The 26,831-nt window shown below is 61.9% G+C and carries 25 protein-coding genes and 1 tRNA gene; 13 read left to right on the forward strand and 13 right to left on the reverse strand.

All coding sequences use genetic code 11. From position 1 onward, the window contains the following. Positions 1 to 85 precede the first annotated feature (85 nt). The 3 genes from argJ to PQQ52_RS27615 are packed head-to-tail and all read left to right on the forward strand — an operon-like array spanning position 86 to position 2,675. Complete coding sequence (argJ, locus tag PQQ52_RS27605) at positions 86 to 1,327, forward strand: bifunctional glutamate N-acetyltransferase/amino-acid acetyltransferase ArgJ (protein ID WP_408218472.1); 1,242 nt, start codon at positions 86 to 88, stop codon at positions 1,325 to 1,327. A gap of 53 nt (positions 1,328 to 1,380) precedes the next feature. Beyond that, on the forward strand, positions 1,381 to 2,250 hold the full coding sequence (locus PQQ52_RS27610; protein ID WP_408218474.1) for an ATP-binding protein: 870 nt from the start codon (positions 1,381 to 1,383) through the stop codon (positions 2,248 to 2,250). Beyond that, positions 2,247 to 2,675: an NUDIX domain-containing protein gene (locus PQQ52_RS27615; protein ID WP_408218477.1), complete on the forward strand. Its 429-nt coding sequence runs from the start codon at positions 2,247 to 2,249 to the stop codon at positions 2,673 to 2,675. Before PQQ52_RS27610 ends, PQQ52_RS27615 begins: the two co-directional genes overlap by 4 nt. Before the next feature lie 61 nt (positions 2,676 to 2,736). Here the strand turns inward: PQQ52_RS27615 and yacG are convergent, their stop codons facing one another. The 9 genes from yacG to PQQ52_RS27660 form a co-directional block, all read right to left on the reverse strand. After that, positions 2,737 to 2,931 (reverse strand): DNA gyrase inhibitor YacG, encoded by a 195-nt coding sequence (yacG, locus tag PQQ52_RS27620; RefSeq protein ID WP_408218480.1) that lies wholly within the window; start codon positions 2,929 to 2,931, stop codon positions 2,737 to 2,739. 114 nt (positions 2,932 to 3,045) lie between these two features. Continuing rightward, positions 3,046 to 3,801: a cell division protein ZapD gene (gene zapD, locus PQQ52_RS27625; RefSeq protein ID WP_325046545.1), complete on the reverse strand. Its 756-nt coding sequence runs from the start codon at positions 3,799 to 3,801 to the stop codon at positions 3,046 to 3,048. A 325-nt stretch (positions 3,802 to 4,126) separates the two neighbouring features. Beyond that, complete coding sequence (gene coaE / locus PQQ52_RS27630) at positions 4,127 to 4,729, reverse strand: dephospho-CoA kinase (RefSeq protein WP_408218483.1); 603 nt, start codon at positions 4,727 to 4,729, stop codon at positions 4,127 to 4,129. Between the two features lie 3 nt (positions 4,730 to 4,732). Next, complete coding sequence (locus PQQ52_RS27635) at positions 4,733 to 5,674, reverse strand: prepilin peptidase (RefSeq protein ID WP_408218486.1); 942 nt, start codon at positions 5,672 to 5,674, stop codon at positions 4,733 to 4,735. Positions 5,675 to 5,702: 28 nt separating this feature from the next. Then, positions 5,703 to 6,932, reverse strand: coding sequence for a type II secretion system F family protein (locus PQQ52_RS27640; RefSeq protein ID WP_408218489.1), 1,230 nt, complete (start codon positions 6,930 to 6,932; stop codon positions 5,703 to 5,705). Further along, a complete protein-coding gene (locus PQQ52_RS27645) occupies positions 6,929 to 8,236 on the reverse strand; it encodes a GspE/PulE family protein (protein WP_408218491.1) in 1,308 nt (435 codons plus the stop codon). Before PQQ52_RS27645 ends, PQQ52_RS27640 begins: the two co-directional genes overlap by 4 nt. 130 nt (positions 8,237 to 8,366) lie before the next feature. Beyond that, entirely contained in the window at positions 8,367 to 9,671 is a 1,305-nt protein-coding gene (locus tag PQQ52_RS27650) for an HlyC/CorC family transporter (RefSeq protein ID WP_408218494.1), read from the reverse strand. Between the two features lie 202 nt (positions 9,672 to 9,873). Then, positions 9,874 to 9,950: transfer RNA gene (locus PQQ52_RS27655), tRNA-Pro, on the reverse strand. Between the two features lie 38 nt (positions 9,951 to 9,988). Further along, on the reverse strand, positions 9,989 to 10,981 hold the full coding sequence (locus tag PQQ52_RS27660; RefSeq protein WP_323043866.1) for a polyprenyl synthetase family protein: 993 nt from the start codon (positions 10,979 to 10,981) through the stop codon (positions 9,989 to 9,991). A 238-nt stretch (positions 10,982 to 11,219) separates the two neighbouring features. On the opposite strand from PQQ52_RS27660, the gene rplU reads away from it, so the two are divergent. The 4 genes from rplU (at position 11,220) to proB (ending at position 14,375) form a co-directional block, all read left to right on the forward strand. Continuing rightward, positions 11,220 to 11,531, forward strand: a complete 312-nt coding sequence (gene rplU / locus PQQ52_RS27665; RefSeq protein ID WP_007180329.1) for a 50S ribosomal protein L21 — start codon at positions 11,220 to 11,222, stop codon at positions 11,529 to 11,531. 25 nt (positions 11,532 to 11,556) lie between these two features. Further along, a complete protein-coding gene (rpmA, locus tag PQQ52_RS27670) occupies positions 11,557 to 11,820 on the forward strand; it encodes a 50S ribosomal protein L27 (RefSeq protein ID WP_007180330.1) in 264 nt (87 codons plus the stop codon). A gap of 241 nt (positions 11,821 to 12,061) precedes the next feature. Next, positions 12,062 to 13,186, forward strand: a complete 1,125-nt coding sequence (gene obgE, locus PQQ52_RS27675) for a GTPase ObgE (RefSeq protein WP_408218497.1) — start codon at positions 12,062 to 12,064, stop codon at positions 13,184 to 13,186. Between the two features lie 70 nt (positions 13,187 to 13,256). Then, positions 13,257 to 14,375, forward strand: coding sequence for a glutamate 5-kinase (gene proB, locus PQQ52_RS27680; RefSeq protein ID WP_408218499.1), 1,119 nt, complete (start codon positions 13,257 to 13,259; stop codon positions 14,373 to 14,375). Positions 14,376 to 14,491: 116 nt separating this feature from the next. Here proB and PQQ52_RS27685 read toward each other — a convergent pair whose 3' ends face one another. Together PQQ52_RS27685 and PQQ52_RS27690 are read right to left on the reverse strand one after the other, a co-directional pair. After that, positions 14,492 to 15,043: a CNP1-like family protein gene (locus PQQ52_RS27685; RefSeq protein WP_408218502.1), complete on the reverse strand. Its 552-nt coding sequence runs from the start codon at positions 15,041 to 15,043 to the stop codon at positions 14,492 to 14,494. A 77-nt stretch (positions 15,044 to 15,120) separates the two neighbouring features. Continuing rightward, the gene (locus tag PQQ52_RS27690; protein ID WP_408218660.1) at positions 15,121 to 15,864 is read right to left on the reverse strand and encodes an RNA pyrophosphohydrolase; all 744 of its coding nucleotides are present in this window, start codon (positions 15,862 to 15,864) and stop codon (positions 15,121 to 15,123) included. A 360-nt stretch (positions 15,865 to 16,224) separates the two neighbouring features. Here PQQ52_RS27690 and PQQ52_RS27695 point away from each other — a divergent pair, with 360 nt between their 5' ends. Next, positions 16,225 to 17,961, forward strand: coding sequence for a proline--tRNA ligase (locus PQQ52_RS27695; RefSeq protein ID WP_408218504.1), 1,737 nt, complete (start codon positions 16,225 to 16,227; stop codon positions 17,959 to 17,961). 12 nt (positions 17,962 to 17,973) lie between these two features. Then, complete coding sequence (locus PQQ52_RS27700; RefSeq protein WP_408218507.1) at positions 17,974 to 18,573, forward strand: MarC family protein; 600 nt, start codon at positions 17,974 to 17,976, stop codon at positions 18,571 to 18,573. Between the two features lie 133 nt (positions 18,574 to 18,706). Here PQQ52_RS27700 and PQQ52_RS27705 read toward each other — a convergent pair whose 3' ends face one another. Beyond that, positions 18,707 to 19,258, reverse strand: a complete 552-nt coding sequence (locus tag PQQ52_RS27705; protein WP_408218509.1) for a hypoxanthine-guanine phosphoribosyltransferase — start codon at positions 19,256 to 19,258, stop codon at positions 18,707 to 18,709. Positions 19,259 to 19,429: 171 nt separating this feature from the next. Then, positions 19,430 to 20,797: a signal recognition particle protein gene (ffh, locus tag PQQ52_RS27710; RefSeq protein WP_408218512.1), complete on the reverse strand. Its 1,368-nt coding sequence runs from the start codon at positions 20,795 to 20,797 to the stop codon at positions 19,430 to 19,432. Between the two features lie 81 nt (positions 20,798 to 20,878). On the opposite strand from ffh, the gene PQQ52_RS27715 reads away from it, so the two are divergent. The 4 genes from PQQ52_RS27715 to PQQ52_RS27730 all read left to right on the forward strand — a co-directional run bounded on the left by PQQ52_RS27715 (position 20,879) and on the right by PQQ52_RS27730 (position 26,260). Continuing rightward, the gene (locus PQQ52_RS27715; protein WP_408218515.1) at positions 20,879 to 21,796 is read left to right on the forward strand and encodes a cytochrome C assembly family protein; all 918 of its coding nucleotides are present in this window, start codon (positions 20,879 to 20,881) and stop codon (positions 21,794 to 21,796) included. A gap of 10 nt (positions 21,797 to 21,806) precedes the next feature. Beyond that, a complete protein-coding gene (locus tag PQQ52_RS27720) occupies positions 21,807 to 22,142 on the forward strand; it encodes a PP0621 family protein (protein ID WP_408218517.1) in 336 nt (111 codons plus the stop codon). Beyond that, positions 22,139 to 22,735, forward strand: coding sequence for a 1,6-anhydro-N-acetylmuramyl-L-alanine amidase AmpD (gene ampD / locus PQQ52_RS27725; RefSeq protein WP_408218520.1), 597 nt, complete (start codon positions 22,139 to 22,141; stop codon positions 22,733 to 22,735). Before PQQ52_RS27720 ends, ampD begins: the two co-directional genes overlap by 4 nt. A 528-nt stretch (positions 22,736 to 23,263) precedes the next feature. Next, on the forward strand, positions 23,264 to 26,260 hold the full coding sequence (locus tag PQQ52_RS27730; RefSeq protein WP_408218523.1) for a ribonucleoside-diphosphate reductase subunit alpha: 2,997 nt from the start codon (positions 23,264 to 23,266) through the stop codon (positions 26,258 to 26,260). The last annotated feature ends 571 nt before the right edge of the window (positions 26,261 to 26,831 follow it).

Raw genomic sequence — 26,831 nt, forward strand, 5'->3', positions numbered from 1 at the left:
GGTGGTTCGGCAACACGCCCGAGCCATCAGTTTTCGATTCCTCGATGCCGGCGCCTGCCGGCATTTTCTTCGACAGGTCGCGACCATGGCTGTCAATTTCCCTTCGATCGATCCCGCTCAACTCCACCCCATCGCCGGCGTCACGCTGGGCTGGGCGGAGGCGAATATCCGCAAGCCGAACCGCAAGGACGTGCTGGTCATTTCCGTCGGCGAAGGCGCGACGGTAGGTGGCGTGTTTACGCAGAACCGTTTCTGCGCCGCACCCGTGACGGTGTGCCGCGAGAATCTGGAGCGCGTGCGCGCCGGCGGCAAGCCGATTCGCGCGCTGGTGATCAACACCGGTAATGCGAACGCGGGCACGGGCGAACCGGGCCTCGTGGCTGCGCGCGAAACGTGCGCCGAACTCGCGCGTCTCGCAGATATCACGCCGGAGCAGGTTCTGCCGTTCTCGACGGGCGTGATTCTGGAGCCGTTGCCGGTCGATCGTTTGAAGGCAGGCCTGCCGGCCGCACTGGCGAACCGCAAGGAAGCCAACTGGTACGACGCCGCCCAGGCGATCATGACCACGGACACGCTGCCGAAAGCCACCTCGCGCCAGGTCACAATCGACGGCCACACCGTCACGCTCACCGGCATCAGCAAGGGCGCCGGCATGATCAAGCCGAACATGGCGACCATGCTCGGCTTCCTCGCGTTCGACGCTGCCGTCGCGCAACCGGTGCTCGACGCACTGGTCAAGCACGTGGCGGACCGCTCGTTCAACTGCATCACGATCGACGGCGATACGTCGACCAATGATTCTTTCATCCTGATCGCCTCGGGCAAATCGAGCCTGCCAGCGATCACGTCCACCGACTCGCCCGCTTATGCAGCGTTGCGCGACGCGGTGACCGAAGTCGCCCAAACCCTCGCCCAACTGATCGTGCGCGACGGCGAAGGTGCGACCAAATTCATGACCGTGCATGTCGAAGGCGGCTCGAGCGTCGGCGAATGCCGCCAGATCGCGTACGCGATCGGCCATTCGCCGCTCGTGAAGACGGCCTTCTATGCATCGGATCCGAATCTCGGCCGCATTCTCGCGGCCATCGGCTATGCCGGCGTGGACGATCTCGACGTCGGCAAGATCGATCTGTATCTGGACGACGTGCTGGTCGCCACTGCTGGCGGCCGCAATCCGGCCTACCGTGAGGAAGACGGCCAGCGCGTCATGAAAAAGAGCGAGATCGGCATTCGCGTCGTACTCGGCCGCGGCAATGCGCAAGCCACGATCTGGACTTGCGATCTGTCGCACGACTACGTGAGCATCAACGCCGACTATCGTTCGTAACCAGGTTCCTCATTAGGTTTTTTACGCGGCGTCCGGCCGCTTACCTCACAGCCATGGACAAACTCGAACAGTTTCTGACCCGGGCCGAAGCCGTGCTCGTCCGCCTCGAAGCAATGCTTCCGCCCGCTGCACCGGAGATCGACTGGTCGGCAGCGGTTGCTTTCCGCTGGCGCAAGCGCCAGGGGCGCGGTTACCTGCAGCCGGTTCCCGCTATCTCGTCGATCACGCTCGACGACCTGCAAAACATCGATCGCCAGAAAGGCCTGATCGAGCAGAACACCCGTCAGTTCGTGAACAAGCAGCCGGCCAATAACGTACTGCTGACGGGCGCGCGCGGCACCGGCAAGTCGTCGCTGATCAAAGCTTGCCTGAACGCCTACGCGAAAGGCGGCCTGCGCCTGATCGAAGTGGATAAAGACGATTTGCACGATCTCGGTGACATCGTCGATCTGATCGCGCAGCGGCCGGAACGCTTCGTGGTGTTCTGTGACGACCTGTCGTTCGAAGACGGCGAGTCGGGCTACAAAGCGCTGAAGGTCGCGCTGGACGGCTCGATCGCTGCGCAGTCGGACAACGTACTGATCTATGCAACGTCCAACCGCCGCCATCTGTTGCCGGAGTACATGAGCGACAACGAGACGTACAAGCACACATCCGACGGCGAGATTCATCCGGGTGAACTGGTTGAAGAAAAGATCTCACTGTCCGAGCGCTTCGGGCTTTGGGTCAGCTTCTACCCGTTCAAGCAGGACGATTACCTGTCGATCATTGGCCACTGGCTGCGCCATTTCGGCTGCGACGACGCAGAAGTCGAAGCGGCGCGCGGCGATGCGCTGGTGTGGGCACTGGAGCGCGGCTCGCGTTCCGGGCGTGTCGCATGGCAATTCGCTCGCGACTGGTCTGGTCGGAAGACCCCGGTATGAGTGACGCGCAGAAGAACGCAGCCGGCCGCCCGGTGACTGAAGTCGCCGTGGGCGTGCTGATTCAGCCGGATGGACGTTATCTGCTGGCGCAGCGCCCGGCAGGCAAGCCGTACGAAGGCTACTGGGAGTTTCCGGGCGGCAAGCTCGAGACGGGCGAGTCAGTCGAGGCCGCACTAGCCCGCGAGCTGCACGAGGAACTGGGTATCGACGTTAAGGCGAGCCATCTTTGGCACACGCTCGAACACGACTACCCGCACGCCTACGTGCGGCTGTTCTTCTGCAAGGTGACAGAGTGGATCGGCGAGCCGCACGGCCGCGAAGGCCAGGCATTTGTCTGGCAGATGCTGCCGGCTGATGTCTCACCGCTTTTGCCGGCGACGATTCCCGTGCTGGAATGGCTCGCTGCTGAAAAACTAGAAAAATAGCGCTCGGTTGCAGCGGCGCTACGAGAGCAGCGTCGCCCCGCGCGACTGCAGCCTGTGGTGCTCAGTGCGGGTTGTAGTCCTCACCAGGCGACTCATCCGACGGCGTTTCTTCCTCCGTACCGCCTATCTTGTACTTCTCATTGGCCCAGGCGCCGAGGTCGATCTGCTTACAACGATCTGAGCAGAACGGGCGGAAGCGGTTTTCAGGGGTCCAGCGGACATCCTTCCCACAGGTGGGGCATTTGACGGTAGGCATACGGTCAGGCAGTTAATCGGAAACGGAACAAGTAATGAATATAGGGGCATTTTTCGCCGATTTAAAGGCGTGGCCCCGCGATTCGGCTCTATGGGGCGGTCGTTAAAGGCTGGCTTACAGGCTGCAAAGCGTAAGCTGGAACGGCACGTCGACATCCACCGCGCGCGGACGCAGATCGCCGTCCTGCACCGTGAACCGTACCCAGAGCATGTATTTGTTAGCGCTGGCTTCTGGAATCACCCGCAATTCAGGCGTCACCCGTACCTGCATCAACTGGTATGAACGGCCTGACAGCATCTGTTGATAGCTGCCCTGCATCGCCATGACCTTGGACGCCTGACCGGATTCGCGCGCGAGGCGCAGCACAATTGTTGCCGCATCGCGCAAGGGCAGCAGCGGAGTGACCCATTTGGCGATGTCCTGACGGCGCTGATCGGGATGAATCTGCTGCCACGCGTAGTACGAAGGCAAATCAAACTTGCAGGTGCCACCCGGGATGATCGCGCGGCTGCGGATGCTGGCAAGCCACTCGTTGTCTGCCAGATGCTGGCCGGTTTTGCCTTGCATCTGTGAAAGTCCGGACAAGGTCTGCTCGATTTCTCCCAGCACCGCCTCCAGCGCGTTCTGCTCGATGCCCGGATTGCCCCGGAACGGCGCCAGAGTTTGCCGTTGGCGTTCGAGTTCCTTCATCAGATCGGACTTCAGATCCGCGCGACCGGCAACGTCTGAGATTTCGAACAACGTGGTCAGTGCGACGTGATGTTCCCTGGCGTCTTCCTGGGTCAGAAAGAACGTGAAGCGCTCGAACAGATCTTCGAGGCGCAATAGCGTCCGGATTCGCTCGTTGAAGGGATACTCGTAAAGGATCAAGCGGGCTCGCCTCGGGCGTGGTCGGTGACGGGAATGCAGAACATTCTAATGCCGTGAGACTACCCTAGCAATCACGCACTTTTTCCGCACGCTTCCACAACTTTTTTCACGTGTTTCGGGCGGTTTTCTGCATGCTTCGGCTCGCGTGCGGCGGCAAAGTTCAACGGATGGGCAAGAGACGCGGTGCGCTGGGTGCATGTACCGTTCGTGCGGTACCTATACGGTGCCGATACGCGGTGCTTACATGGCGCTCATGTGTCGGGTCCGGCTGTCTCATCGAACGCTCATCGGCGATGCCGCTCAGCAAACCACGTTCCGTGTATTCTCACGCGCCCGCTAGAGACAGATAGACGCGATGCTGTGTATCGACGTGCGCCTTGAGTGCATCGAGCGGAGCGTTGTCGTTGTCGATCACGTCGTCGGCCGCGGCGAGGCGTGCTTCGCGCGTTGCCTGGCGGGCGATGATTGCCAGCACCTGTTCGCGACTGAACCCATTGCGACTCATCACGCGCGAGATTTGCGTCTCGACGCTGCAATCGACCGTCAGGACACGATTCACGCGAGTCTTCCAGCTACCCGACTCCACCAGTAGTGGTACCACCACGATCACGTACGGCCCTTGCGCCTCACGCTGTTCGCGTTCGGTCTCAGCACGAATCAACGGATGCGTGATGCCTTCAAGGTGCTTGCGCGCGCCGTCGTCGCTGAACACCAGCGTGCGCATGCGCGTGCGGTCGAGCGAGCCATCCGCCGCAACGAATGAAGCGCCGAACTCCGCGGCGATCTGCGGCATCGCAATGCCGTGCGGCGCCGTAATGCGGTGTGCGATCAGGTCCGTGTCGACAAGCGGCACGCCGTGCGCGGCGAACAGGTCGGCCACGGTCGATTTGCCGCTGCCGATGCCGCCGGTCAATCCCACTGCAAACATGCTTCAGCCTCCCAACGCCAGATAAAGCGGTGTGCCGAGAAATAGCGTAACAGCACCGCCCGCTGCGAGAAACGGCCCGAACGGCAGCGGCTCTTCGAAGCGCATGCGGCCGCGCCACGTCGCAGCGAGACCGACCACCGCGCCGGCGACTGCCGCGATCAACACGATCTGCGGCAGCGCTGCCCAGCCGAGCCACGCGCCAAGCGCTGCCAGCAGTTTGAAGTCACCATAACCCATACCTTCGACGCCACGCACGAGCCGGAACAGCCAATGCACGGCCCACAGCACCAGATAGCCGAAGATCGCGCCCAGCACCGCATCGTGGAGACTCGCGAACATGCCATTGAAGTTGACGATGAGGCCGGCCCACAAAAGCGGCAGTGTCATCGAGTCAGGCAGAAGATGGGTGTCGATGTCGATCGCGCTCATTGCAAGCAGTGCGGCGCATAGGCCGAAGGCGGCGAATGCCATGCCGGTCGGTCCGTACAGCGCGAGTGCCCCTGTCGCAAAGCCGGCGCAGGCGATTTCGAGCAGCGGATAGCGCAGGCTTATGCGCGTCTTGCATGCTGAGCAGCGCCCGCGCAACAGCAGATAGCTCAGCACCGGCAAGTTCTCCCACGCGTTGAGCACATGGCCACAGTGAGGACACGCGCTGCGCGGCGCCCAGAGGTTGTAGCGGGCGGGCAAGCCGTCGTTTTCGAGCGGTTCTTCGGTGGCTTCGCTGACTTCCTCGCGCCACGCACGTTCCAGCATGATCGGCACCCGGTGCACGACCACGTTCAGGAAGCTGCCGATCACCAGACCGAATACGACCACGAATGCGGTCTGCAGGCCGCTGGGCAAGCTGCCAAACGCGAGGCCCAGACTGGTCGCGAAGTGGCCGGGCAGCAAGCCCGAAAGCAGGCTGGAAGAAGTATCTGACACGAGCGGAATGGTGGCCGGCATATATAAAGGGTGGGATTCGGCTGCGATGCTACACCACGTTGCCGAGTTGAATAATGGGAAGATACATCGCGATCACCAGCCCGCCGACCAGCGTGCCCAGCACGATAATGACAAGCGGCTCGCACAGGCTCGAGAGCGTGCCGATCTTTTCGTCTACCTGACGATCGGCGAGCGAGGCTACATCGATCAGCATCGTGTCGAGTGCTCCGGACTCCTCGGCAACCGCAACCGGCTGCACGACCTCCGGCGGAAAGCAGTGCGCCGCGCGCATGGCTGCGGCGAGCCGTTCGCCGCGCCGCAGCCGGGCGGCAATCTCCACGGTGGCGCGATCGAAGAAAGCGTTGCCGGTAGCGTGAGTCAATGAATCGAACGCGTCAGCGAGCGGTGTGCCGGCCGACAGCAAGGTGCCGAGCGCGCGGCTCCAGCGCGCCGCACACAAGGTGCGCAGCAACGGACCGGCGACCGGCATTGTCAGCGATAAGCGCGCGAACCGGATGCGTGCCGCTTCGGAACGTCGTTGCAGAAACGTCATAGCCGAGCCCGCTGCGAAAATCATGACGACCAGAGGAATGCTCCAACGTGCGGCGCCCGCCGACAAAGCCAGCACGAACTGCGTGGGCGCAGGTAGTTTCGCGCCGAAGCCGTCGAAGATCTGCTTGAAGGTCGGTACGACCCACACCAGCAACGCCGCGGTGATTGCGATGGCAAGCAACAGGATCGCGACCGGATAGGTCAGCGCTGCGCGGACCTTGGCGTGCTGCGCGGCGGCGCGTTCGCGGTCGTCGGCGATGCGGGCGAGGATGGCCGCCAGCGCGCCTGCCGCTTCGCCGACTTCGACAAGTTGGCAAAAGAGCGCGTTGAACTGCGCAGGATGCCGCTGCAACGCTGCCGAAAAACGCAGGCCGCCCGTGATATCGCGTGCCAGTGTGCCGACGATCCGCGGCATGCCTCGCCGGCGCGAACTCTGCGCTTGCGCCAGCAGTTCCAGCGAAGGCGCGAGCGGCAAACCAGCGCGTAGCAGACTGGCGAGTTGGCGGGTGAACACAGTGACGTCGGTGGTGCGGGTTTGGGGGCGCGGCGCCGGCCCACGTGCCGTGAGTTCGACAATGAATAGCTTGTCGCGCTTGAGCATGGCTCGCGCGGTGCTTACGTCCGGTGCAATGAGGGTGCCGGCTTTTCGTATGCCGTCACTATCGACGCCGTGCCATTTGAAGCGCATCTCGGCCGCTGGCAGTGGATGACTCGTCGCGATGCTCATGCGACCTCGGTGGCGGCCAGCGCTTCGGCGAGGCTTGTCGTGCCGTCGCGCACTCGCACCAAGGCTGCGTCGCGCAAGGTGGCGACCTGTTCAGTTTGTGCGAGCCGAGCCAGTTCATGGGTGCCTGCGCGCGCCACGATCAGCTCGCGCATTGCATCGGAGACTGGCATCACCTGGTGAACCCCGATCCGGCCCCGGTAGCCGATACCGTGGCAAGCTGCACAACCGGCTGCGCCGAATGGTTGCCAGCCATCGAGCTGATCGGCGGCGAAGCCCGCTGCTCGCAGCGCCGCCGCAGATTGGGGCGCAGGTGCGCGACACGCTACGCAAAGCCGCCGAACGAGCCGTTGTGCCGTCACCATCCTTAGCGCGGCGGTCAGGTTGTATGGCTCGACGCCGATGTCGATCAGGCGCGCGACGGCGGCCGGCGCGTCGTTCGTGTGCAAGGTCGACAGGACGAGGTGGCCCGTCTGCGCGGCTTTCACGGCAACATCGGCAGTTTCGTCGTCGCGGATTTCGCCAACCATGATCACATCGGGGTCCTGGCGGAGAAACGCACGCAGCGCGACCGCGAATGTCAGGCCGGCTTTTTCGCGCACGCTAACCTGATTGATACCCGCCAATTGAATTTCCGCCGGATCCTCCACTGAGCACAGATTGCGCGCCTCGTCGTTGAGCATGTGCAAGAAGCAATACAGCGACAGTGTCTTGCCGCTACCGGTGGGGCCGGTGACGAGCACCAGGCCGTGCGGCGCGCGAATCGCGGCGTCGACTGCTTCACGTTGTCGAGGATCGAGGCCGAGCGAGTCGAGTGAGAGATCGGTGGGTAATGCGTCCAGCCTGCGCAATACCAGCTTTTCGCCGAACAGTGTAGGCAGCGAGTTGACGCGATAGTCTTCGACGCGGCCGGGCGACGTGGCAATACGCAGCCGGCCGTCCTGCGGCACGCGCCGTTCGGCGATATCCATGCGCGCCAGCACCTTCACGCGCGTAATGAACGCGTCGCGCAGATGTGCCGGGGGCTGAGGGATTTCATGCAGTACGCCGTCGATGCGCAAACGCACGCGCCAGCCATGCTCCGCCGGTTCGATGTGCAGGTCCGACGCATTGCGGCGGGTTGCCTCCTGCAACGTGTCCGTCAGCAGGCGTACGGCAGGCGCGTTATCGGAATCGGAGAGACTCGAGTTGAGGTTGGCACTGCCACTGGCGTCGGCCGTGAAGGCGTTGCGCCTAGGTTTGGCTGCGCTTTCGCTATCGACGGCGACAGGCGGCAACGACGCCGCGCGTTGAAAAGAAGCTTGCATGGGTGACCGGTGATGAGCCGCCTGTAGAACACGACGACTCCATCATCCGGTAAGGCCGCCGACACCACCATTCAGCCAATCGGCTAATGGCGCGCGCCGCGTCCATGTGCGATGCTGCAACGCGCAGGTCTTAGCCGCGTGCAGACTTGCTGGCTTTCACGCCCGCGCGAGTGGGTGGTTTGAACAGCTTGACCGTGCGAATTGCCTGGTCGTCGCTGCGCATCACTTCGAGCTTCATCTCGCCGATCTGCACGCACACGTCGCCGTCGGGAATCTCTTCGAGTATTTCGAGAATCAGCCCGTTGAGCGTTTTCGGCCCGTCGGTCGGCAGCGTGAGATGCAGCCAGCGGTTCAGCTCGCGTAGCGGCATGCTGCCCGCAACAATACACTCGCCGCTCTCGTTCCAGCCGCCGCGCGAATTGGCGCTACGCGGAATCGACGTGGTGAATTCACCGATCAGCTCTTCGATGATGTCTTCCGGCGTGACCAATCCTTGCAACTCGCCGTATTCGTTCACAACCAGCGCGGTGCGGTGACGGCTTTCCTGGAAGTACTGCAGTTGCTGGAATACAGGCGTGCCGCTAGGCACGAAATACGGCTCGGCCAGCAACTCACGCAACGTCTCGCGCTCCAGTTCCTGGTTGTGCAGGGCGGCCAGGGTCTTGCGTACGTGCAGCACGCCGAGCACCCGGTCGATGTCGCCTTGATAGACGATCAGCTTGTTGTGATAACAGGTTTCCAGCTGATGCAGGATCTGTTCGAACGGCGCGTCGAAGTCGAGCGCTTCGATGCGGCGGCGCGGAATCATCACGTCGTCGACAGAGATGTTCTCGAGGTCGAACAGGTTCAACAGAATGCTGCGGTGCTTGGTCGGCATGAAGCTGCCTGATTCGAGCACGATGGTGCGCAGTTCTTCGGTGGAAAGCCGCTGATCGCGCGCGCCTTTGGTATTGATATGCAGGACCCGCAAGATGGTGTTCGCGAACAGATTGACGAACCAGACGAGCGGCTTGCCGATACGCATCATCGGTGCGATCAGCAAACTGGCCGGCAGCGCGATCTTCTCCGGGAACGTCGCGCCGACAATCTTCGGCGTGATTTCCGCAAACACGATAATCAGAAACGCGACGATGCCGGTCGCAATCGACAGCACGACGTTATTGTGGCCAAACGTATGCAGCGCGATCGAGGTGGTTAGCACCGGAATGATCGTGTTGAAGAGATTGTTGCCGATCAGGACCACGCTCAATAGCTGGTCGGTGTGCGCCAAAAGACCCTGAGTGGTCTTTGCGCCGAGCGCATTCTGATTGGCAAGGTGTTTCAGGCGATGGCGGTTGATCGCCATCATCGCCGTTTCGGAAATCGAAAAGAAGCTGGAGCAGATAAGCAGCAGAAACACGGCGCCGATCTGCGCCCATAAGGGAAGTTGTTCCACGCGTAGCGAAGGATAGGGGAAAGGATGGAGAGAATATAGCAGAGGGGGCTGCGCGAACCGGTTGCGCGGACGGTCCAAGATGCCTTAGACGAATCGCACACAACGGCAACGCACCGGCCAGGCGCAAAAAATTGCGATCCAAAACAAAAAACCGCCAAGCAAGCTGGGCGGTTTCTCGGGCCTTGAGCGAACAAGGCAAATCTGGTCGGGGTGAGAGGATTCGAACCTCCGGCCTCTACGTCCCGAACGTAGCGCTCTACCAGGCTAAGCTACACCCCGATTCATACTGCTGGACTCTTACGGTGTTTCAGTCCCGTTCAAGACTGTCTTGCCGTCGAGTAAGAACATAATTCTAGCAGGCTATCTTTGAAAATGGAATCCGGAAATGAAGAAATTGCTGCAGCTGCGGCCAGTGCTTCCTGCTTCGCACATTCGAGCGTGTGGTCTAGCGCGCCGGAGCGCGTGATCGCTTCGAAAATCGTGTCGAAACGGTCTGTACCGCCTTGCTCGATGGCTTCCCGCGCGAGCGCCGACTGCTCCGGCGTGCCGCGTTCGATCAGATAGATCAGCGGGAGCGTGGGTTTGCCTTCGCGAAGGTCGTCGCCGGCGTTCTTGCCCATCGATTCAGCCGTACCGGTGTAGTCGAGCCAGTCGTCCATGATCTGGAACGCAGTGCCGATGCGGCGGCCGAATTCCGCTGCGGCGGCTTCGATTTTTGCATCCGAACCGGCCAGCACTGCGCCGAGTTGGGCGGCGGCTTCGAACAGCTTGGCAGTTTTGTAACGGATCACCTGCATGTAGCGCGCTTCGTCCACGTCGGCGTCGTGCATGTTCAGCAGTTGCAGGACTTCGCCCTCGGAGATGATGTTGGTCGCCTCCGACAGGATTTCCATCACACGCATTTTGCCCACGCCGACCATCATCTGGAACGAGCGCGAGTAAAGGAAATCCCCGACCAGGACGCTCGCGGCGTTGCCGAACAGCGCGTTGGCGGTCTGGCGGCCGCGCCGCAGATCGGATTCGTCGACCACGTCGTCGTGCAGCAGCGTGGCCGTGTGGATGAATTCCACTACAGCGGCCAGTTCGTGCCTGTGCCCGGTGGTTTCGCCCAGCGCGCCCGCCACCAGCAGCAGCAGCGCGGGCCGCAGCCGTTTGCCCCCGGCGCTGATAATGTACTCGGAGATCTGATTGATCAGCATCACTTCGGACGCCAGACGGTGCCGTATGACGCGATTGACCTGCTGCATGTCTTCGGCGATCGGAGCAAGCAGGCTGGCGGCGTTGGAGGAGGGGGTGGCAGTCGACGACATGATGGCTGAATTGGGTAGTGCCGCGAATTATAAGGCGAATCGCGGCAGTTCCGGGTCGCAGGCTGCGGCACGGCGCGACGGAGGTAGCGGCTGAGCCGCCGCCGGGGCCGGACAGCAAGGCGCCGGGCGGTGCGCGCAGCGCCTCTCAATGAGTTTTGACCGAGCAGCTAACTCTATGTATAATCACGGGTTTCCGCGCGCGGTGCGTGGGAAAAATGAACACAGAGTGAGGTTCTCAATGTACGCGGTCATAAAAACCGGTGGCAAGCAGTATAAAGTTGCCGTCGGCGAAAAACTTAAAGTAGAACAGATACCGGCAGACATTGACGCTGAAATCACGCTCGACCAGGTTCTCGCAGTGGGCGAAGGCGAATCGATTAAGTTCGGTACGCCGCTGGTCAGTGGGGCTTCCGTCAAGGCTACCGTCGTGTCGCAAGGTCGTCACGCAAAAGTGACCATCTTCAAGATGCGTCGCCGGAAGCACTACCAGAAGCATGGCGGCCACCGCCAGAACTATACCGAACTGCGCATCGACGCGATCAACGCGTAAGCGCAACGGTTAAGGAGCAAATCAAATGGCACACAAAAAGGCAGGCGGATCATCCCGCAACGGCCGCGATTCTGAATCGAAGCGTCTCGGCGTCAAGGTTTACGGCGGTCAGGCCATCAACGCTGGCGGCATCATCGTTCGCCAACGTGGCACGCGCATGCACCCGGGCGAAAACGTCGGCATCGGCAAGGATCACACCTTGTTCGCGCTGACGGACGGCCACGTCAATTTCTCGACGAAGGGCGCAGCGAAGAAGCACATGGTCAACGTCGTCCCGGCAGCAGTCTGAGTTTACTCAGGCACGGGCTTCAGGACCGGAAAAAGGCCCCGCGAAGTTCGCGGGGCCTTTTTTATTGCAGCATCTTTTTGCTGGGTGAAATTGGCGATTCTGTGGATCGGATTGCCATGCGCCGGCAAAGCTAGCCGTTTGGCTGATTGCTTACCGCACGGCGGGCGCGGCAAAATAGCAGCATCTGAAAGCATCAACCCAGCAGCACCATCTAGCAGCACACCACGGGACGGAGTTACGCATGAAGTTCATTGACGAAGCGAGGATTGAAGTCATCGCCGGCGACGGAGGGGATGGCAGCGCGTCGATGCGCCGCGAGAAATTCGTTCCGTTCGGCGGCCCGGATGGCGGCGACGGCGGGCGGGGCGGCAGCGTGATCGCGGTCGCGGACCGCAACATCAACACGCTGATCGACTACCGCTACGCAAAAAAACATTTGGCGCGCAACGGCGAAAACGGTCGCGGCGCGGACTGTTACGGCAAGGGCGGCGACGATATCACGCTGCGCATGCCGGTCGGCACGACCATCAGCGATATGGAAACCGGCGAGCTGATCGCCGATTTGACCGAGCACAACCAGAGCGTGCAAATCGCGCAAGGCGGCGCGGGCGGTCTCGGTAACCTGCATTTCAAATCCAGTACGAACCGCGCGCCGCGTCAGAAAACCGACGGCAAGCCCGGCGAGCGCCGAATGGTGCGCCTCGAATTGAAGGTGCTGGCGGACGTCGGTCTGCTCGGCATGCCGAACGCCGGCAAGTCGACCTTCATCTCGTCGGTGTCGAATGCGCGGCCGAAGATCGCGGATTACCCGTTCACGACACTCGCGCCGAATCTTGGCGTGGTGCGTGTCGGGCCGAGCCGCAGCTTCGTGATCGCCGACATTCCTGGTTTGATCGAAGGTGCGGCAGAAGGCGCCGGCCTCGGCCACCAGTTCCTGCGTCACCTGCAGCGTACCGGCCTGCTGCTGCATATCGTCGACCTCGCACCGTTCGACGACGCCGTTGATCCTGTCGCGGAAGCGAAAGCGATCGTCAACGAGCTGCGCAAGTACGACGAGTTGCTGTATGAGAAACCGCGTTGGCTCGTGCTGAACAAGCTCGACATGGTGCCCGAAGACGAGCGTGAAGCGCGTGTGTCGGCATTCCTCGAAGGCTACGGCTGGGATGGCCCGGTGTTCGAAATCTCGGCGCTGACCGGCCAAGGCTGCGAAAGTCTTTGCTACGCGATATATGACCACATCGCCGCGCATTCGGACGCGCAGCGCGCGGCCGAAGCCGAAGATCTCGCCGCTGATGTACGTTTCCGCGAGAAACCGGAAGCGCCGGCGGCGGCTTCGGACGACTCCGGCGTCGACCCGCAGCAATAACAAGCCTGAGCGCCGGCGTCCGCGAGGGCGGCCGGCATGCATCACGCGTCATCTTGGGAGACCGCGCACAATGCGTTCCGTCATCGCAGACTCACGGCGATTGGTAGTGAAAGTCGGCTCGAGCCTCGTCACGAATGACGGGCGCGGCCTCGATCATGCTGCAATCGGCCGCTGGGCCTCTCAGATTGCCGCACTGCGCGCGCAAGGCAAGGAAGTGGTGCTGGTCAGTTCGGGCGCCATTGCCGAAGGAATGCAGCGGCTCGGCTGGACCAAACGGCCGCGCGAAATTGACGAATTGCAGGCGGCCGCAGCTGTTGGTCAGATGGGCCTCGCGCAAGTCTACGAAAGCCGCTTTGCCGAGCATTCGATCCAGACTGCGCAGATTCTGCTGACCCACGCCGATCTGGCTGACCGCGAACGCTATCTGAACGCGCGCTCCACGTTGCTGACGCTGCTGCGTCTGGGCGTTGTGCCGATCATCAACGAGAACGACACGGTCGTCACCGACGAAATCAAGTTCGGCGACAACGACACGCTGGGAGCGTTGGTCGCGAATCTGATCGAAGGCGACGCGCTCGTCATCCTCACCGATCAGCAAGGGCTGTTTACCGCCGACCCACGCAAGGACCCGAACGCAACGCTCGTCCAGCAGGCCGATGCCGGTGCGCCGGAACTCGAAGCAATGGCGGGCGGCGCGGGTTCGAGCCTGGGCCGCGGCGGTATGCTGACCAAGATTCTTGCGGCTAAACGCGCGGCGCACAGCGGTGCCAATACGGTGATCGCGAGCGGCCGTGAGGCGGATGTCTTGTCACGGCTGGCCTCGGGCGAGGCGATTGGCACGCAGTTGATCGCGCGCACGGCACGCATCGCGGCGCGCAAGCAATGGATGGCCGATCACCTGCAGGTGCGCGGCCACGTGGTGATCGACGACGGCGCAGTCGAGAAGCTGACCGAAGGCGGCAAGAGCTTGCTGCCGATCGGCATTGTCGGTGTGCAGGGCGCGTTTGCACGCGGCGAAGTGATCGCTTGTCTGAACGCGGCAGGCCGTGAAGTAGCGCGCGGCCTGACGAATTACAGCAGTGCGGAAACCAAGCTGATTCAGCGGCGTCCGAGCGGCGAGATTGAATCTGTGCTCGGCTATATGCTGGAGCCTGAGGTAATCCACCGCGACAATCTTGTGCTCGTCTGATTTCCAGGTAAAGTACGCACGACAGACAGACAAAAAAGCCGTTCCAGCGTGAGCTGGAACGGCTTTTTCACGTCCGCTGCGGCTTCCAGATTGGGCGTGTACCCGCGAAAACGACCTCAGTGGACCAGAGACGTTTGCGTGCGCTTGTAGCGGATGTTCTCAGCGATCTGCTTCGCGGTGCCGGTAGGCATCTTGTTCGCACACATGTAATCCTGATACAGCGCTGCCTGGTACGCGTTCAGCGCGCCATTCTCAATGCGCCTGAAGTCGTTGGCGACGGTCTGGTCCCAGCCGTCGTGATCGGCGTTCAGCCCCGCGTACTGGCGCCATTCATACGTGTCGCAGCGAATCCCTTCGTAGTTCACGTTGCGCGCGCCGCTTGGGCTCGTTACGACAACGGTGTAGCGCACCACGCCGTCGGTGCCGACACTCAGCGAATTTCTGTCGATCGCGAACTGCAACGGCGTGTTGCCTGAGACCTCGAAAGGAAGAAGGTTCGAGTCTTGCGGCAGCGGCGGCAAGGTGTCCACCTTGTTTTCCACCCAGTTGGTCGGCCGGTCCAGCAAGTAGGCAAACGCGCTGTCGTCTTTATTGGAGGGTTTGCTGGCGCAACCAGCCAGCAGGGCGCCGGTGGCGACGCACGCCACGACGAGAGCAAGTGCTTTCAATATGGTTTCCTCGAAACACTGGCGCAGCTCATCGAGCCGCGCCAGAGAGAGGCGGCGTGGACAGCCGCACAGAGTTGTTAATTGCGTACGCCAGGACGGAACAACGAGCCGGCGGTTTCGCGATCCGATTCGTCTTCGCGTTCCGAGGCGGAGCCAACCTCGGCTACCGACCCGGAATCGGGACCGCAATCAGACACGATCGTCGTGTGAATCGACGTTTCGATGCTGAGGGTGGTCACCGAGGTGGTGACCGTCATCATTGTCGAATCCGGCGGACCTTCCATTGACGACGCTATCCGGGGATAACGCGGCCCATGGTGCCCGCCAGGTTTTTCCGCACGCGGCGCAGCCCGGCGCATGAAACGGGATAGCTCCGTCAGCGCCAACTGATACACATCCCGCTTGAACTCGATCACACAGTCGAGTGGCACCCAGTACTCGTTCCAGCGCCACGCATCGAACTCAGGGTGGTCGGTGGCGCGCAAGCAGATGTCGCAATCGCGCCCAACCATCCGGAGTAAAAACCAGATTTGTTTCTGGCCGCGGTAATGACCGCGTACTTCGCGCTTGATGAACTTGTCAGGCACCTCGTAACGCAACCAGTCGCGCGTGCGACCAATCACCTTGACGTGCTCAGGAAGCAGCCCGGTTTCTTCGTGTAACTCCCGATACATCGCTTGCACGGGGGTCTCTCCGTACTTGATGCCCCCTTGCGGAAACTGCCAGGAATGTTCACGGAGCCGTTTGCCCCAAAACACCTCGTTGTGCGCGTTCAAGAGGATGATGCCGACGTTCGGGCGAAAGCCTTCACGATCCAGCATACAACCACCTTCGAATCCTTTAAAATTGCTTTGATTATAAACAGATAACGGACCCGACGCACCGAATCGCACCAGATTGGAACGATTCGCCGCAAAAGGCCCGCGTTTGCGGTAGCCTGTCAGTCTTTCCGTGCCTTATCCCTTGCTGCAAAGGCTTTGCGCGGTGGCTTCGGCGCCGCGGGCGGACCGGTTTTGCGCGGGTTTTGCCTGGTATGTGCAGGGCGTTTGCCGAGGCCTGGCCAGACTTTGGCCGGGTGTTCGGCGAGTCCGTGCCGGCTCCAAGCCGGGTCTGTGTCGGTTTCCCCACCGTTTTCACCTTTCGGGCGGTCCCTCCGGAGCCGCCGCTTTTGGAAAATCTGAATGAAAGCTTCCCGTTTCTTTATCGGCACGCTGAAAGAAGCGCCCGCCGACGCCGAGATCGTCAGCCACAAGCTCATGGTGCGCGCCGGCATGATCCGCCGCGTCGCCGGCGGTATCTATAACTACCTGCCGGTCGGCCTGCGTTCGATCCGCAAGGTGGAAGCCATCGTGCGTGAAGAAATGAACCGGGCAGGCGGGATCGAGTTGTTGATGCCGTCGGTGCAGCCAGCGGAACTGTGGCAGGAATCGGGCCGCTGGGAAAAATACGGCCCCGAACTGCTGCGCTTCAAGGACCGCAAACAATCCGATTTCGTGTTCGGACCGACCCACGAAGAAGTGGTCACGGACATCGCGCGCGGCCAGATCAAGAGCTACCGCCAATTGCCGGTGAACTTCTACCAGATCCAGACGAAGTTCCGCGACGAGATCCGTCCGCGTTTCGGCGTGATGCGCGGCCGCGAGTTCATCATGAAAGACGCGTACTCGTTCGACAAAGACGTGGAAGGCCTGCGCGAGTCGTATCGCAAGATGTACGACGCGTATGTGCGGATCTTCACGCGCCTTGGTCTGGATTTCCGCGCAGTGGCAGCGGACAACGGTTCGATCGGCGGCAGCGGCTCGCATGAATTCCACGTGATCGCCGACACCGGCGAAGATGCGATCGCCTATTGCCCCACCTCGGATTTCGCAGCGAACGTCGAAGCGGCTGAAGCGTTGCCGCTCTACACGGAACGCGCGGCGCCGGCCGAAGAGATGAAGAAGACGGCAACGCCGGGCAAAGCGAAGTGCGAGGCCGTAGCCGAGCTGCTGAACATTCCGCTCGAGCGCACCATCAAGTCGATCGTCCTCGCTACCGAAAACGAAGGCGCGGAGCCGACCATCTGGTTGCTGATGCTGCGTGGCGATCACGATCTGAACGAGATCAAGGCAAGCAAGCTGCCGGGCCTTGCAGAATTCCGCATGGCCACCGAAGCCGAGATCATCGAGACTTTCGGCACGCCGCCGGGTTACCTCGGTCCGATCAACACGAAGAAGCCGGTCAAGGTCGTTGCGGATCGCACGGTCGCGAACATGAGCGACTTCGTGGTCGGCGCGAACGAGGTGGATTACCACATCACCGGCGTAAACTGGGGCCGCGATCTGCCGGAGCCGGTCGTCGCCGACATCCGCAATGTGAAGAAGGGCGATCCGTCGCCGGACGGCAAGGGCGTGCTCGACATCTGCCGTGGCATCGAAGTCGGCCACGTGTTCCAGCTCGGCACAAAGTATTCGCAAGCGATGAACGCGACCTGTCTCGACGAGAACGGCAAGCCGCAGCCGATGGAAATGGGCTGCTACGGCATCGGCGTCACGCGCATTCTGGGCGCGGCGATCGAACAGAATTTCGACGACAAGGGCATCATCTGGCCGGAATCGATTGCGCCGTTCGAAGTCGTGCTGTGCCCGATGGGTTATGACCGCAGCGATGCCGTGCGCGAGCAGGCCGACAAGCTGTACGCGGAGTTGGTCGAAGCGGGCATCGACGTGATCCTCGACGACCGGGGTGAGCGTCCGGGCGTGATGTTCGCCGACTGGGAACTGATCGGTGTGCCGCATCGTCTGGTGATCGGCGATCGTGGTCTCAAGGACGGCAAGCTCGAGTATCAAGGCCGCCGCGACGCTGAAGCGACGCTGCTGCTGGTCGAAGACGCCGCGCAAACGGTGATCGGCAAAGTTCGCGCCGCGTTGGCGCAGTAAGCGGAGCGGACGGTGGAGTACACCTTTCTGTCCGCGACCATCCTGCTGATTCTGATCACAGACCCGCTCGGCAACATTCCGCTCTTTATCAGTTGCCTGCGGGGTGTGTCGCCGAAGCGGCGCACGATCGTCATTCTCCGTGAGATGGCGATCGCCTTCGCGATCCTGCTGGTCTTCATGGTGGTCGGCGACGGCTTCCTGCGCATGATGAGCCTGACCGACCAGTCGTTGCGGATCGGCGGTGGGATCGTACTGTTTCTGATCGCGCTCAGAATGGTGTTCCCGCACCCGGACGGTCCGTTCGGTGGTGACACACGGGGTGGCGAGCCGCTGATCGTGCCGCTTGCGATTCCGGCGCTGGCGGGCCCATCGGCGCTCGCGACGGTGATGCTGCTGACGTCGCAGGCGCCCGGCAAGATGTTCGAATGGATCGGTGCGCTGACCGTCACGATGGTCGTCTGCGCGATCGTGCTGATGTTGGCGGAGCGCATTCAGGCGTGGCTCGGCGAGCGCACCATGATGGCCTTCGAACGGCTGATGGGATTGGTGCTGGTGGCGATCTCAGTCGAAATGATGCTCGGCGGCATCCGCTCTTTCGTGCATCAACTTTGAGTAGATCTGGTGCGAGATTCAACACGGCGGCGGAGCAGTGCGATCAACCAGCCTGACAAACAGAAAGCGGCCCGCAGGCCGCTTTTTTTACGTCGATGCGCGCCGCAAATGGCGCTGCCAAAGCAACCAGGCCTCAAGCGCCCTCGGTCAACGCCCGAATGGTCGGCAGGTTGCGCCAGTAGCCTTTAGCGTCCATTCCGCAACCGAACACGTAGCGGTCCGGCACTTCGAAGCCACAGTAATCCGGATGCAGCGGCTTCGCCTTCGGAATGATCTTCTCGCACAGCACCGCGCTCAGGAAGCGCTTCGCGCCCATCGCAAGAATGCGGTCGCGGATCGCGGCCATCGTCTCGCCTTCGTCGAGGATGTCGTCGAGCACCAGCACGACGCGATCCTTCACCGACTCAGCTGGCGCCACGCGCCACTGCATCTCGCTGCCGCCCTTGGTGGTGTTGCGGTAGCGGGTCAGGTGGATGTAGTCGAACTCGAGCGGGAAATCGAGGTGAGGCAGCAGCATGCCGGTGAATACCGCCGCGCCGCCCATCACCGACAGTACAAGCGGGAACTCCTCGCTCATCTCATCGCGGATGGCGGCAGCCATGCCGCTGATCGACGCGTTGACGTCGTCGGCCGAAACGATTTCTTCGGAGTGGCTAAAAATGTGGAGAGCTTCTTCGCGGTTCATGACGTCTGACGGGCGGTAACTGTATACATAGTGTGGGTGAGAACGCCCCGAAGGAGGTCCCCTTTGGGGACGGCGGCGTGCGGTACAGAATAAACCCGCACAAATCCGGAGTCAGCCACGCGTGCCGTTGTTCATACACGGAAGCACGCGCGCCGCCGTCTTTGCTAAAGCTTAGCGCATGCCGGGCATCATGCCCTTCATGCCGCGCATCATCTTCTGCAAATTGCCGCCCTTCAGCTTCTTCATCATCGTGCGCATCTGGTCGTACTGATTCAGCATGCGGTTGACTTCCTGCACCTGCACGCCTGCGCCGGCGGCAATGCGGCGCTTGCGGGTGGCTTTGATCAGCTCGGGCTTGGCCCGCTCCAGTGGCGTCATCGAATTGATGATGCCTTCCATGCGGCGCATCTGCGATTCGGCCATGCCCATATTGGCGCCGGCCGCAGCCTGCTGGAACTGCGCGGGCAGTTTGTCCATCAGCGACGACAGGCCGCCCATGCTCTTCATCTGCGTCAGCTGCGCGCGGAAATCGTTGAGGTCGAAGTCGCCGCCCTTCTTGACCTTGTCGGCGAGCTTCTGCGCGGCTTGTACATCGACGCCCTTCTGTGCTTCTTCGACGAGGGCGAGAATGTCGCCCATGCCGAGAATCCGGTTCGCCATGCGATCCGGATAGAAAATTTCAAGGCCGTCGAGTTTTTCGGCGACGCCGACGAACTTGATCGGCTTGCCCGTCACGTGACGCACGGAGAGCGCCGCGCCACCGCGCGAATCGCCGTCGAGCTTGGTGAGGACCACGCCAGTGAGCGGCAATGCGTCGCTAAAAGCCTTCGCCGTGTTGACCGCATCCTGACCCAGCATTGCGTCGACGACGAACAGCGTTTCCGCCGGTTTCAGTTCGCTGTGCAACGCGGTGATTTCCTGCATCATCGCTTCGTCGATACCCAGACGGCCGGCCGTATCGACCAGCAGCACGTCGTGGTAGTGGCGCTTGGCCCAATCCACCGCGGCGCGCGCGATATCGACCGGTTTCTGATCTGGCTCCGACGGGAAGAAATCCGCGCCAACCTGCTCGGTCACCATCTTCAACTGCGCAATAGCGGCCGGGCGGTAAACGTCGCACGAAACGGTCAGGACCTTCTTTTTGTACTTTTCGCGCAGGAGCTTGGCAAGCTTGCCGACCGTGGTCGTCTTACCGGCGCCTTGCAGACCCGCCATCAGGATGACGGCCGGCGGAGTGACGGCGAGATTCAGCTCGACCGCCTTGCCTTCATAGTCGCCGCCGATGATCGCGGTCAGCTCGCGCTGCACCACGCCGACCAGTGCCTGGCCCGGCGACAGACTGCTGATGACCTCTTCGCCGAGCGCTTTTTCCTTCACCTTGGCGATGAACTCGCGCACGACGGGCAGTGCCACGTCCGCCTCGAGAAGCGCGAGGCGCACTTCGCGCAGCATTTCCTGGGTGTTCGCCTCGGTGAGCCGGGCTTCGCCGCGCAGCGTCTTGACGACGCGCGCCATCCGTTGAGTCAGATTGTCGAGCATGGGGAGCGATGAACAGTGCGGCCGGAGCGGGGCGCGAAGTGGAAGACGTCGCGGAGCAGGGGCCTAGTGTAAACTTCGAATATGGATATTGTACTGTATGCCCTCACTGCGCTCCTCTACGGCGGTCTCGCCGTGGCCGGCTGGCGCTCGCACCGGCACGCCGCCTTGCGCCCCATGCTCGAGAGCGTGCCGGCGGTGCCCGTGACCGCGAGCGTCTCGGCTGCCTCGGGTATGAGCACGCAGGGCCGCGCGCTGCTGTTTGTCGCGCTGCTCGCGCACGGCGTGCTGCTGCATACCACTATCTTTCCCCAGAACGCGATGGTGTTCGGCTTCGCGTTCGCGCTGTCGGCCATGTTCTGGCTCGGCGCCGGCATCTACTGGATCGAAAGTTTTTTCTTTCCGCTCGACGGCCTTCGCTTGCTGGTGTTGCCGCTTGCCTGCGTCGCTTCTCTATTACCGTTGGCGTTCAACGGCGTGCGCGTGCTGCCGTATTCGGCCGCGCCGATGTTCAAGTTGCACTTCCTGATCGCCAATATCGCGTACGGTTTGTTTGCGATCGCGGCACTGCACGCGATTCTGATGCTGCTGGTCGAGCGGCGTCTGCACGCGATGCGCGGCGGTGTGTCGCAACGGAACGCGGCTGCGGCGGGCAACGGCTGGCTGTCGAGCTGGCTCGACACGCTGCCGCCGCTACTGACTTTGGAAAAGCTGCTGTTCCGTCTGATCGGCGCCGGCTTCGTACTGCTTACGCTGACGCTGCTCTCGGGCATCATGTTCAGCGAGCAACTGGTCGACCGCGCGTTGCGGCTCGATCACAAGACCGTTTTCGCGATTCTTTCCTGGGTGATGTTCGGCGCGCTGCTGACTGCGCGCAAGGTTTCCGGCTGGCGCGGCCGTGCGGCATTGCGCTGGGTGCTGGCGTCGTTCGTCGCGCTGCTGCTGGCGTACGTCGGCAGCCGTTTTGTATTCGAGGTGCTGTTGCACCGTGCTGTAGTGTGAGTGCCCTGCTATGCGACAAATTTTTCTGCTGATCCTGTTGTTCATCGTTGGCCAGTGGCTGGTCAAGGCGCTGCGTCGTCATGACGCGCAAGCGTCGCAACGCGCGGGAGGTGCCGGTGCGAATGGCGCCGCTGGTGCAAAAGGCCAGAGTGGCCCGAATGGCGGCGCGCGTGGGCCCGCCTCCGCGCAAGCGCGGCCGCAACTCGCCGAGCCGATGATCCGTTGCGCCGAGTGCGGCGTGCACGCGCCGAAAAGCGACTCCGTAGTGGTAGCCGGGCAGCCGTTCTGCAGCGCCGCACATGCGCAGCGTCACGGCGCGCATCCCACGGGCCGCGACGCTCGATGAGCGTCGCGTTCACCGTCGATGCCGACGGTTGGGTCGACGCCGCACGCAAACTGCCATCGCCGAATTTCGAAGCACGGCCCGACGGGGCCGTGCCAACGCTGATCGTCGTCCATAACATCAGCTTGCCACCCAATGAGTTCGGCGGCACGGCGATCGCCGAACTGTTCCAGAACACGCTCGACTGCGACGCCCACCCGTACTACGACACGCATTTGCGCGGCGTACGGGTGTCCGCGCACTTCGTGATCCATCGCGACGGCGCGCTCGAGCAATTTGTGTCCTGCAACGAGCGCGCGTGGCATGCCGGCCCGTCGAATTTTTTCGGGCGCGAGCGCTGCAACGATTTCTCTATCGGCATCGAGCTGGAGGGCAGTGACACGACTGCTTTCGAAGCGGCGCAATACCGCACGCTCGGTGCGCTTGTGACGGCGCTCAAGGCTCGCTATCCGGTCGAGTGGCTTGCCGGTCACTCGGACATTGCCCCCGGCCGCAAAACCGATCCAGGGCCCCATTTCGAGTGGCAGCGTCTGCAGCGCGACACCGCGTTAGCGGATCAGTACTTCCCCTATCTCAAGTTTTCCAGCGCACCGTAACGACCTTTCGCGCGACTTCGCGTGAGACGCCCAGAGCAAGGCGCAGCCTTGTTCTGGGGGCGGTGGCTTTGCGTCGCGCGATTCAAATGTCAAGTCTTCGAAAGCAAATAAAACGATTTGACCTGTCTTGAAACTCCACTATACTTGGTGCCAGAAATTCAGCTTTGCACTATATATAGTGTTCGGTGTGTATAACTCTGTGCATAACTGAGTGCATAAGTTATGCGGCGCCTCGCTCCCCGGGCATGGCGCCGCAAGCATTCCAGACAGCGAAAAAATTCCTGCGGCGCGGCCGGTAATGAGAACCGGGAACGTCCAGAAGCATTCAGGAAAAGGGCACAGCAAGTGATCGCGACACACACGATGAAGACCGTTACAAATTCGAACCAGGCTTCATCGCTGTCGCATCCCGCCGCCCGGCTCAGCCGGCCTTTTTCCTGCACACCATCGCTTGCGCACGCGGCGGCGCAGCGTTCGTTTTAATCCGCGGTTTTCTCCGCACCATTTCCAGGACCAGGAGCTTTGCACATGCAAACCACCGACAATGTGACGACCCGGTATGAGGGCTCACCGACTGGCCAGGCCTTCGGCCAGGCACAAGGCGCACAGGCGCTCGCGCCGCAAGTGACCTATGCCGACTACAAGGTGATCCGTCGTAACGGCAGCGTGGTGTCGTTCGAGCCGTCGAAAATCGCCATCGCCGTGACGAAGGCATTTCTGGCTGTCAACGGTGGTCAAGGCGCTGCGTCGGCTCGCGTGCGCGAACTGGTCGAGCAACTTACGCAGAGCGTGGTGCGCGCACTCGTGCGCAGCCGTCCGAACGGCGGCACGTTCCATATCGAAGATATCCAGGATCAGGTCGAGCTCGCGCTGATGCGGGGCGGCGAACACAACGTCGCGCGTGCGTACGTGCTGTATCGCGAGAAGCGCACCCAGGCGCGCGGTCATGACGACCAGATCGTCGCTAACACACCGGGTCTGAACGTCACCGACAACGGCGTGACGCGTCCGCTCGACATGGCTGCACTGCGCGGCATCATCGAATCGGCTTGCTCGAACCTGGGCGACGCCGTGAGCGCCGATCCGATCATCGCGGAAACGGTGAAGAATCTGTACGACGGCGTGCCGATGACCCAGGTCTACGACTCGGCGATCCTGGCCGCCCGCACCATGATCGAAAAGGACCCGGCTTATAGCCAGGTCACCGCACGCATCCTGCTGCATACGATCCGCCGCGAGATCCTCGAAGAGGAAGTCACGCAAACGGAAATGGCCGACCGCTATGCCGAGTACTTCCCGCAATTCATCAAGCGCGGCGTGCAAGCCGAACTGCTCGACGACAAGCTGCTGCAGTTCGACCTGAAGCGCCTCGGCGCCGCACTCGACAACAGCCGCGACCTGCAATTCGGTTACCTCGGTCTGCAAACGCTGTACGACCGCTACTTCCTCCATCACGACGGCGTGCGCATCGAAATGCCGCAGGCATTCTTTATGCGTGTGGCGATGGGTCTGTCGCTGAACGAGATCGACCGCGAAGCGCGCGCGGTCGAGTTTTACAACGTGCTGTCGAGCTTCGACTTCATGTCGTCCACGCCGACGCTGTTCAACTCGGGTACGCGCCGTTCGCAACTGTCGTCGTGCTATCTGACGACGGTCGACGACGACCTCGACGGCATCTACGAAGCGCTGAAGGAAAACGCGCTGCTGTCGAAGTTCGCCGGCGGTCTGGGCAACGACTGGACGCGCGTGCGCGCGCTCGGTTCGCACATCAAGGGTACCAACGGCAAGTCGCAAGGCGTCGTGCCGTTCCTGAAGGTTGTCAACGACACGGCTGTCGCGGTCAACCAGGGTGGCAAGCGCAAGGGCGCGGTGTGCGCGTATCTGGAAACGTGGCACCTGGACATCGAGGAATTCCTCGAGCTGCGTAAGAACACTGGCGACGACCGTCGCCGGACCCACGACATGAACACGGCGAACTGGATTCCCGACCTGTTCATGAAGCGCGTGCATGAAGGCGGCGACTGGACGCTGTTCTCGCCGTCCACCTGCCCGGACCTGCACGACAAGTTCGGCGCCGAGTTCGAAACGGCTTACACGGCTTACGAAGACAAGGTCGCGCGCGGCGAGATCAAGCTGTTCAAGAAGCTTCCGGCGGCGCAGCTGTGGCGCAAGATGCTGGGCATGCTGTTCGAAACCGGCCACCCGTGGATCACGTTCAAGGATCCATGCAATGTGCGCTCGCCGCAACAGCACGTCGGCGTCGTCCACTCGTCGAACCTGTGCACGGAAATCACGCTGAACACGAGCGACGCCGAAATCGCCGTCTGCAACCTGGGCTCCGTGAACCTCGTCGCCCACCTGAAGGAACAGGCCGACGGTACGCTGGTGCTCGACCACGACAAGCTGAAGCGCACCGTCAGCGTGGCGATGCGCATGCTCGACAACGTGATCGACATCAACTACTACGCGGTTGCCAAGGCACGTAACTCGAACCTGAAGCACCGTCCGGTCGGCATGGGCATCATGGGCTTCCAGGACTGCCTGCACCTGCTGCGCACGCCGTACGCGTCGCAAGAGGCGGTCGCTTTTGCCGATACGTCGATGGAAGCGGTCTGCTACTACGCTTACTACGCGTCGACGGAACTGGCGCAGGAGCGCGGCCGCTACTCCAGCTACCGCGGCTCGCTGTGGGATCGCGGCATTCTTCCGCAAGACTCGGTGAAGCTGCTGGCCGACGCGCGCGGCGGCTATGTCGAAGTCGATTCGAGCGAATCGATGGACTGGACCGAACTGCGTTCGCGCATCGCCACCTACGGCATGCGCAACTCGAACTGCGTCGCGATCGCGCCGACGGCGACGATCTCGAACATCATCGGCGTGTCGGCTTGTATCGAACCGACGTTCCAGAACCTGTATGTGAAATCGAATCTGTCGGGCGAATTCACGGTGGTCAACGACTACCTGGTGCGCGACCTGAAGGAACGCGGTCTGTGGGACGAAGTGATGGTCGCCGACCTGAAGTACTTCGACGGCACGCTGTCGCGCATCGACCGCATCCCGGCCGACCTGCGCGCGATCTATGCGACCGCGTTCGAACTCGATCCGGTGTGGCTGGTCGAAGCGGCCTCGCGTCGTCAGAAGTGGATCGACCAGGCGCAGTCGCTGAACATCTACATGGGCGGCGCGTCGGGTAAGAAGCTCGACGAAGTCTACAAACTCGCATGGGTGCGCGGTCTGAAGACGACCTACTACCTCCGCACGATGGCGGCGACGCACGTCGAGAAGTCGACGGTTGCTCACGGCGCGCTGAACGCGGTGAGCTCGGGTGGCGGCGAAGGTTCGGGCGGTGTTGGCGGTGGCGCGGCAGGCGGGTTTGGCGCAAGCGGCGGTGCAGCGTCGGGCGGCATCCAGGCAGCGGCGGCAGCGCCGGCCGTTGCAGTCGAAGCAGCGCCGGAAGCGGATGGTCCGGTGTGCATGATGCGTCCGGGCGATCCGGGTTTCGACGAGTGCGAGGCTTGCCAGTAAGAACCTTTCGCGATGGTGATTCAAGCGCAAGGCGAGTACGAAGCAGGCAGCAGGATCGCTGTTTGCTGAACGGGTTGTAGGTAAAGACCCGCATGCAGCGATCAGCAAGCCTGATAGAAGTGACGCAGAAGCGAAGTAGACGAGCGGCGCGGCGAAACGAAATCGAAGTTGCGCCGCTCGTCGACAAGCAGCGAAGCACGGCACGCAACTGAAGTCGTGAAGCGGTAACACGCGGTAGATGAAGCGGTCAGCAGTCGGCAACACAGACGAAGCGCTCGACATGAAGCGCTCAGCAAACGCTCCGGTCGAGGGTCGATCGACACAGCCGGCCAGATGCATCGCCCGACATTGCATTGAACTTCGCCTCGCTAGCACTGACGAACAGGCAGACACGAGGCAGCAGGAAGCAATCGCAAGACGCTGCAAACACGCTCCGCAATACAGATAGATAGAGCAGCGAAACGTCACTTCGACACGTTGCTCTTCGAGTTCGCGAAGCACCTCGACGACACATGTTCAACGCGCTTCACATGAGGCGACACACACACTCTGTTGAACAAAGTGTTGTATG

It is taken from the genome of Paraburkholderia sediminicola (genome assembly GCF_046030555.1).
In the GTDB taxonomy this organism is placed as follows: Bacteria; Pseudomonadota; Gammaproteobacteria; order Burkholderiales; family Burkholderiaceae; genus Paraburkholderia; species Paraburkholderia sediminicola_E.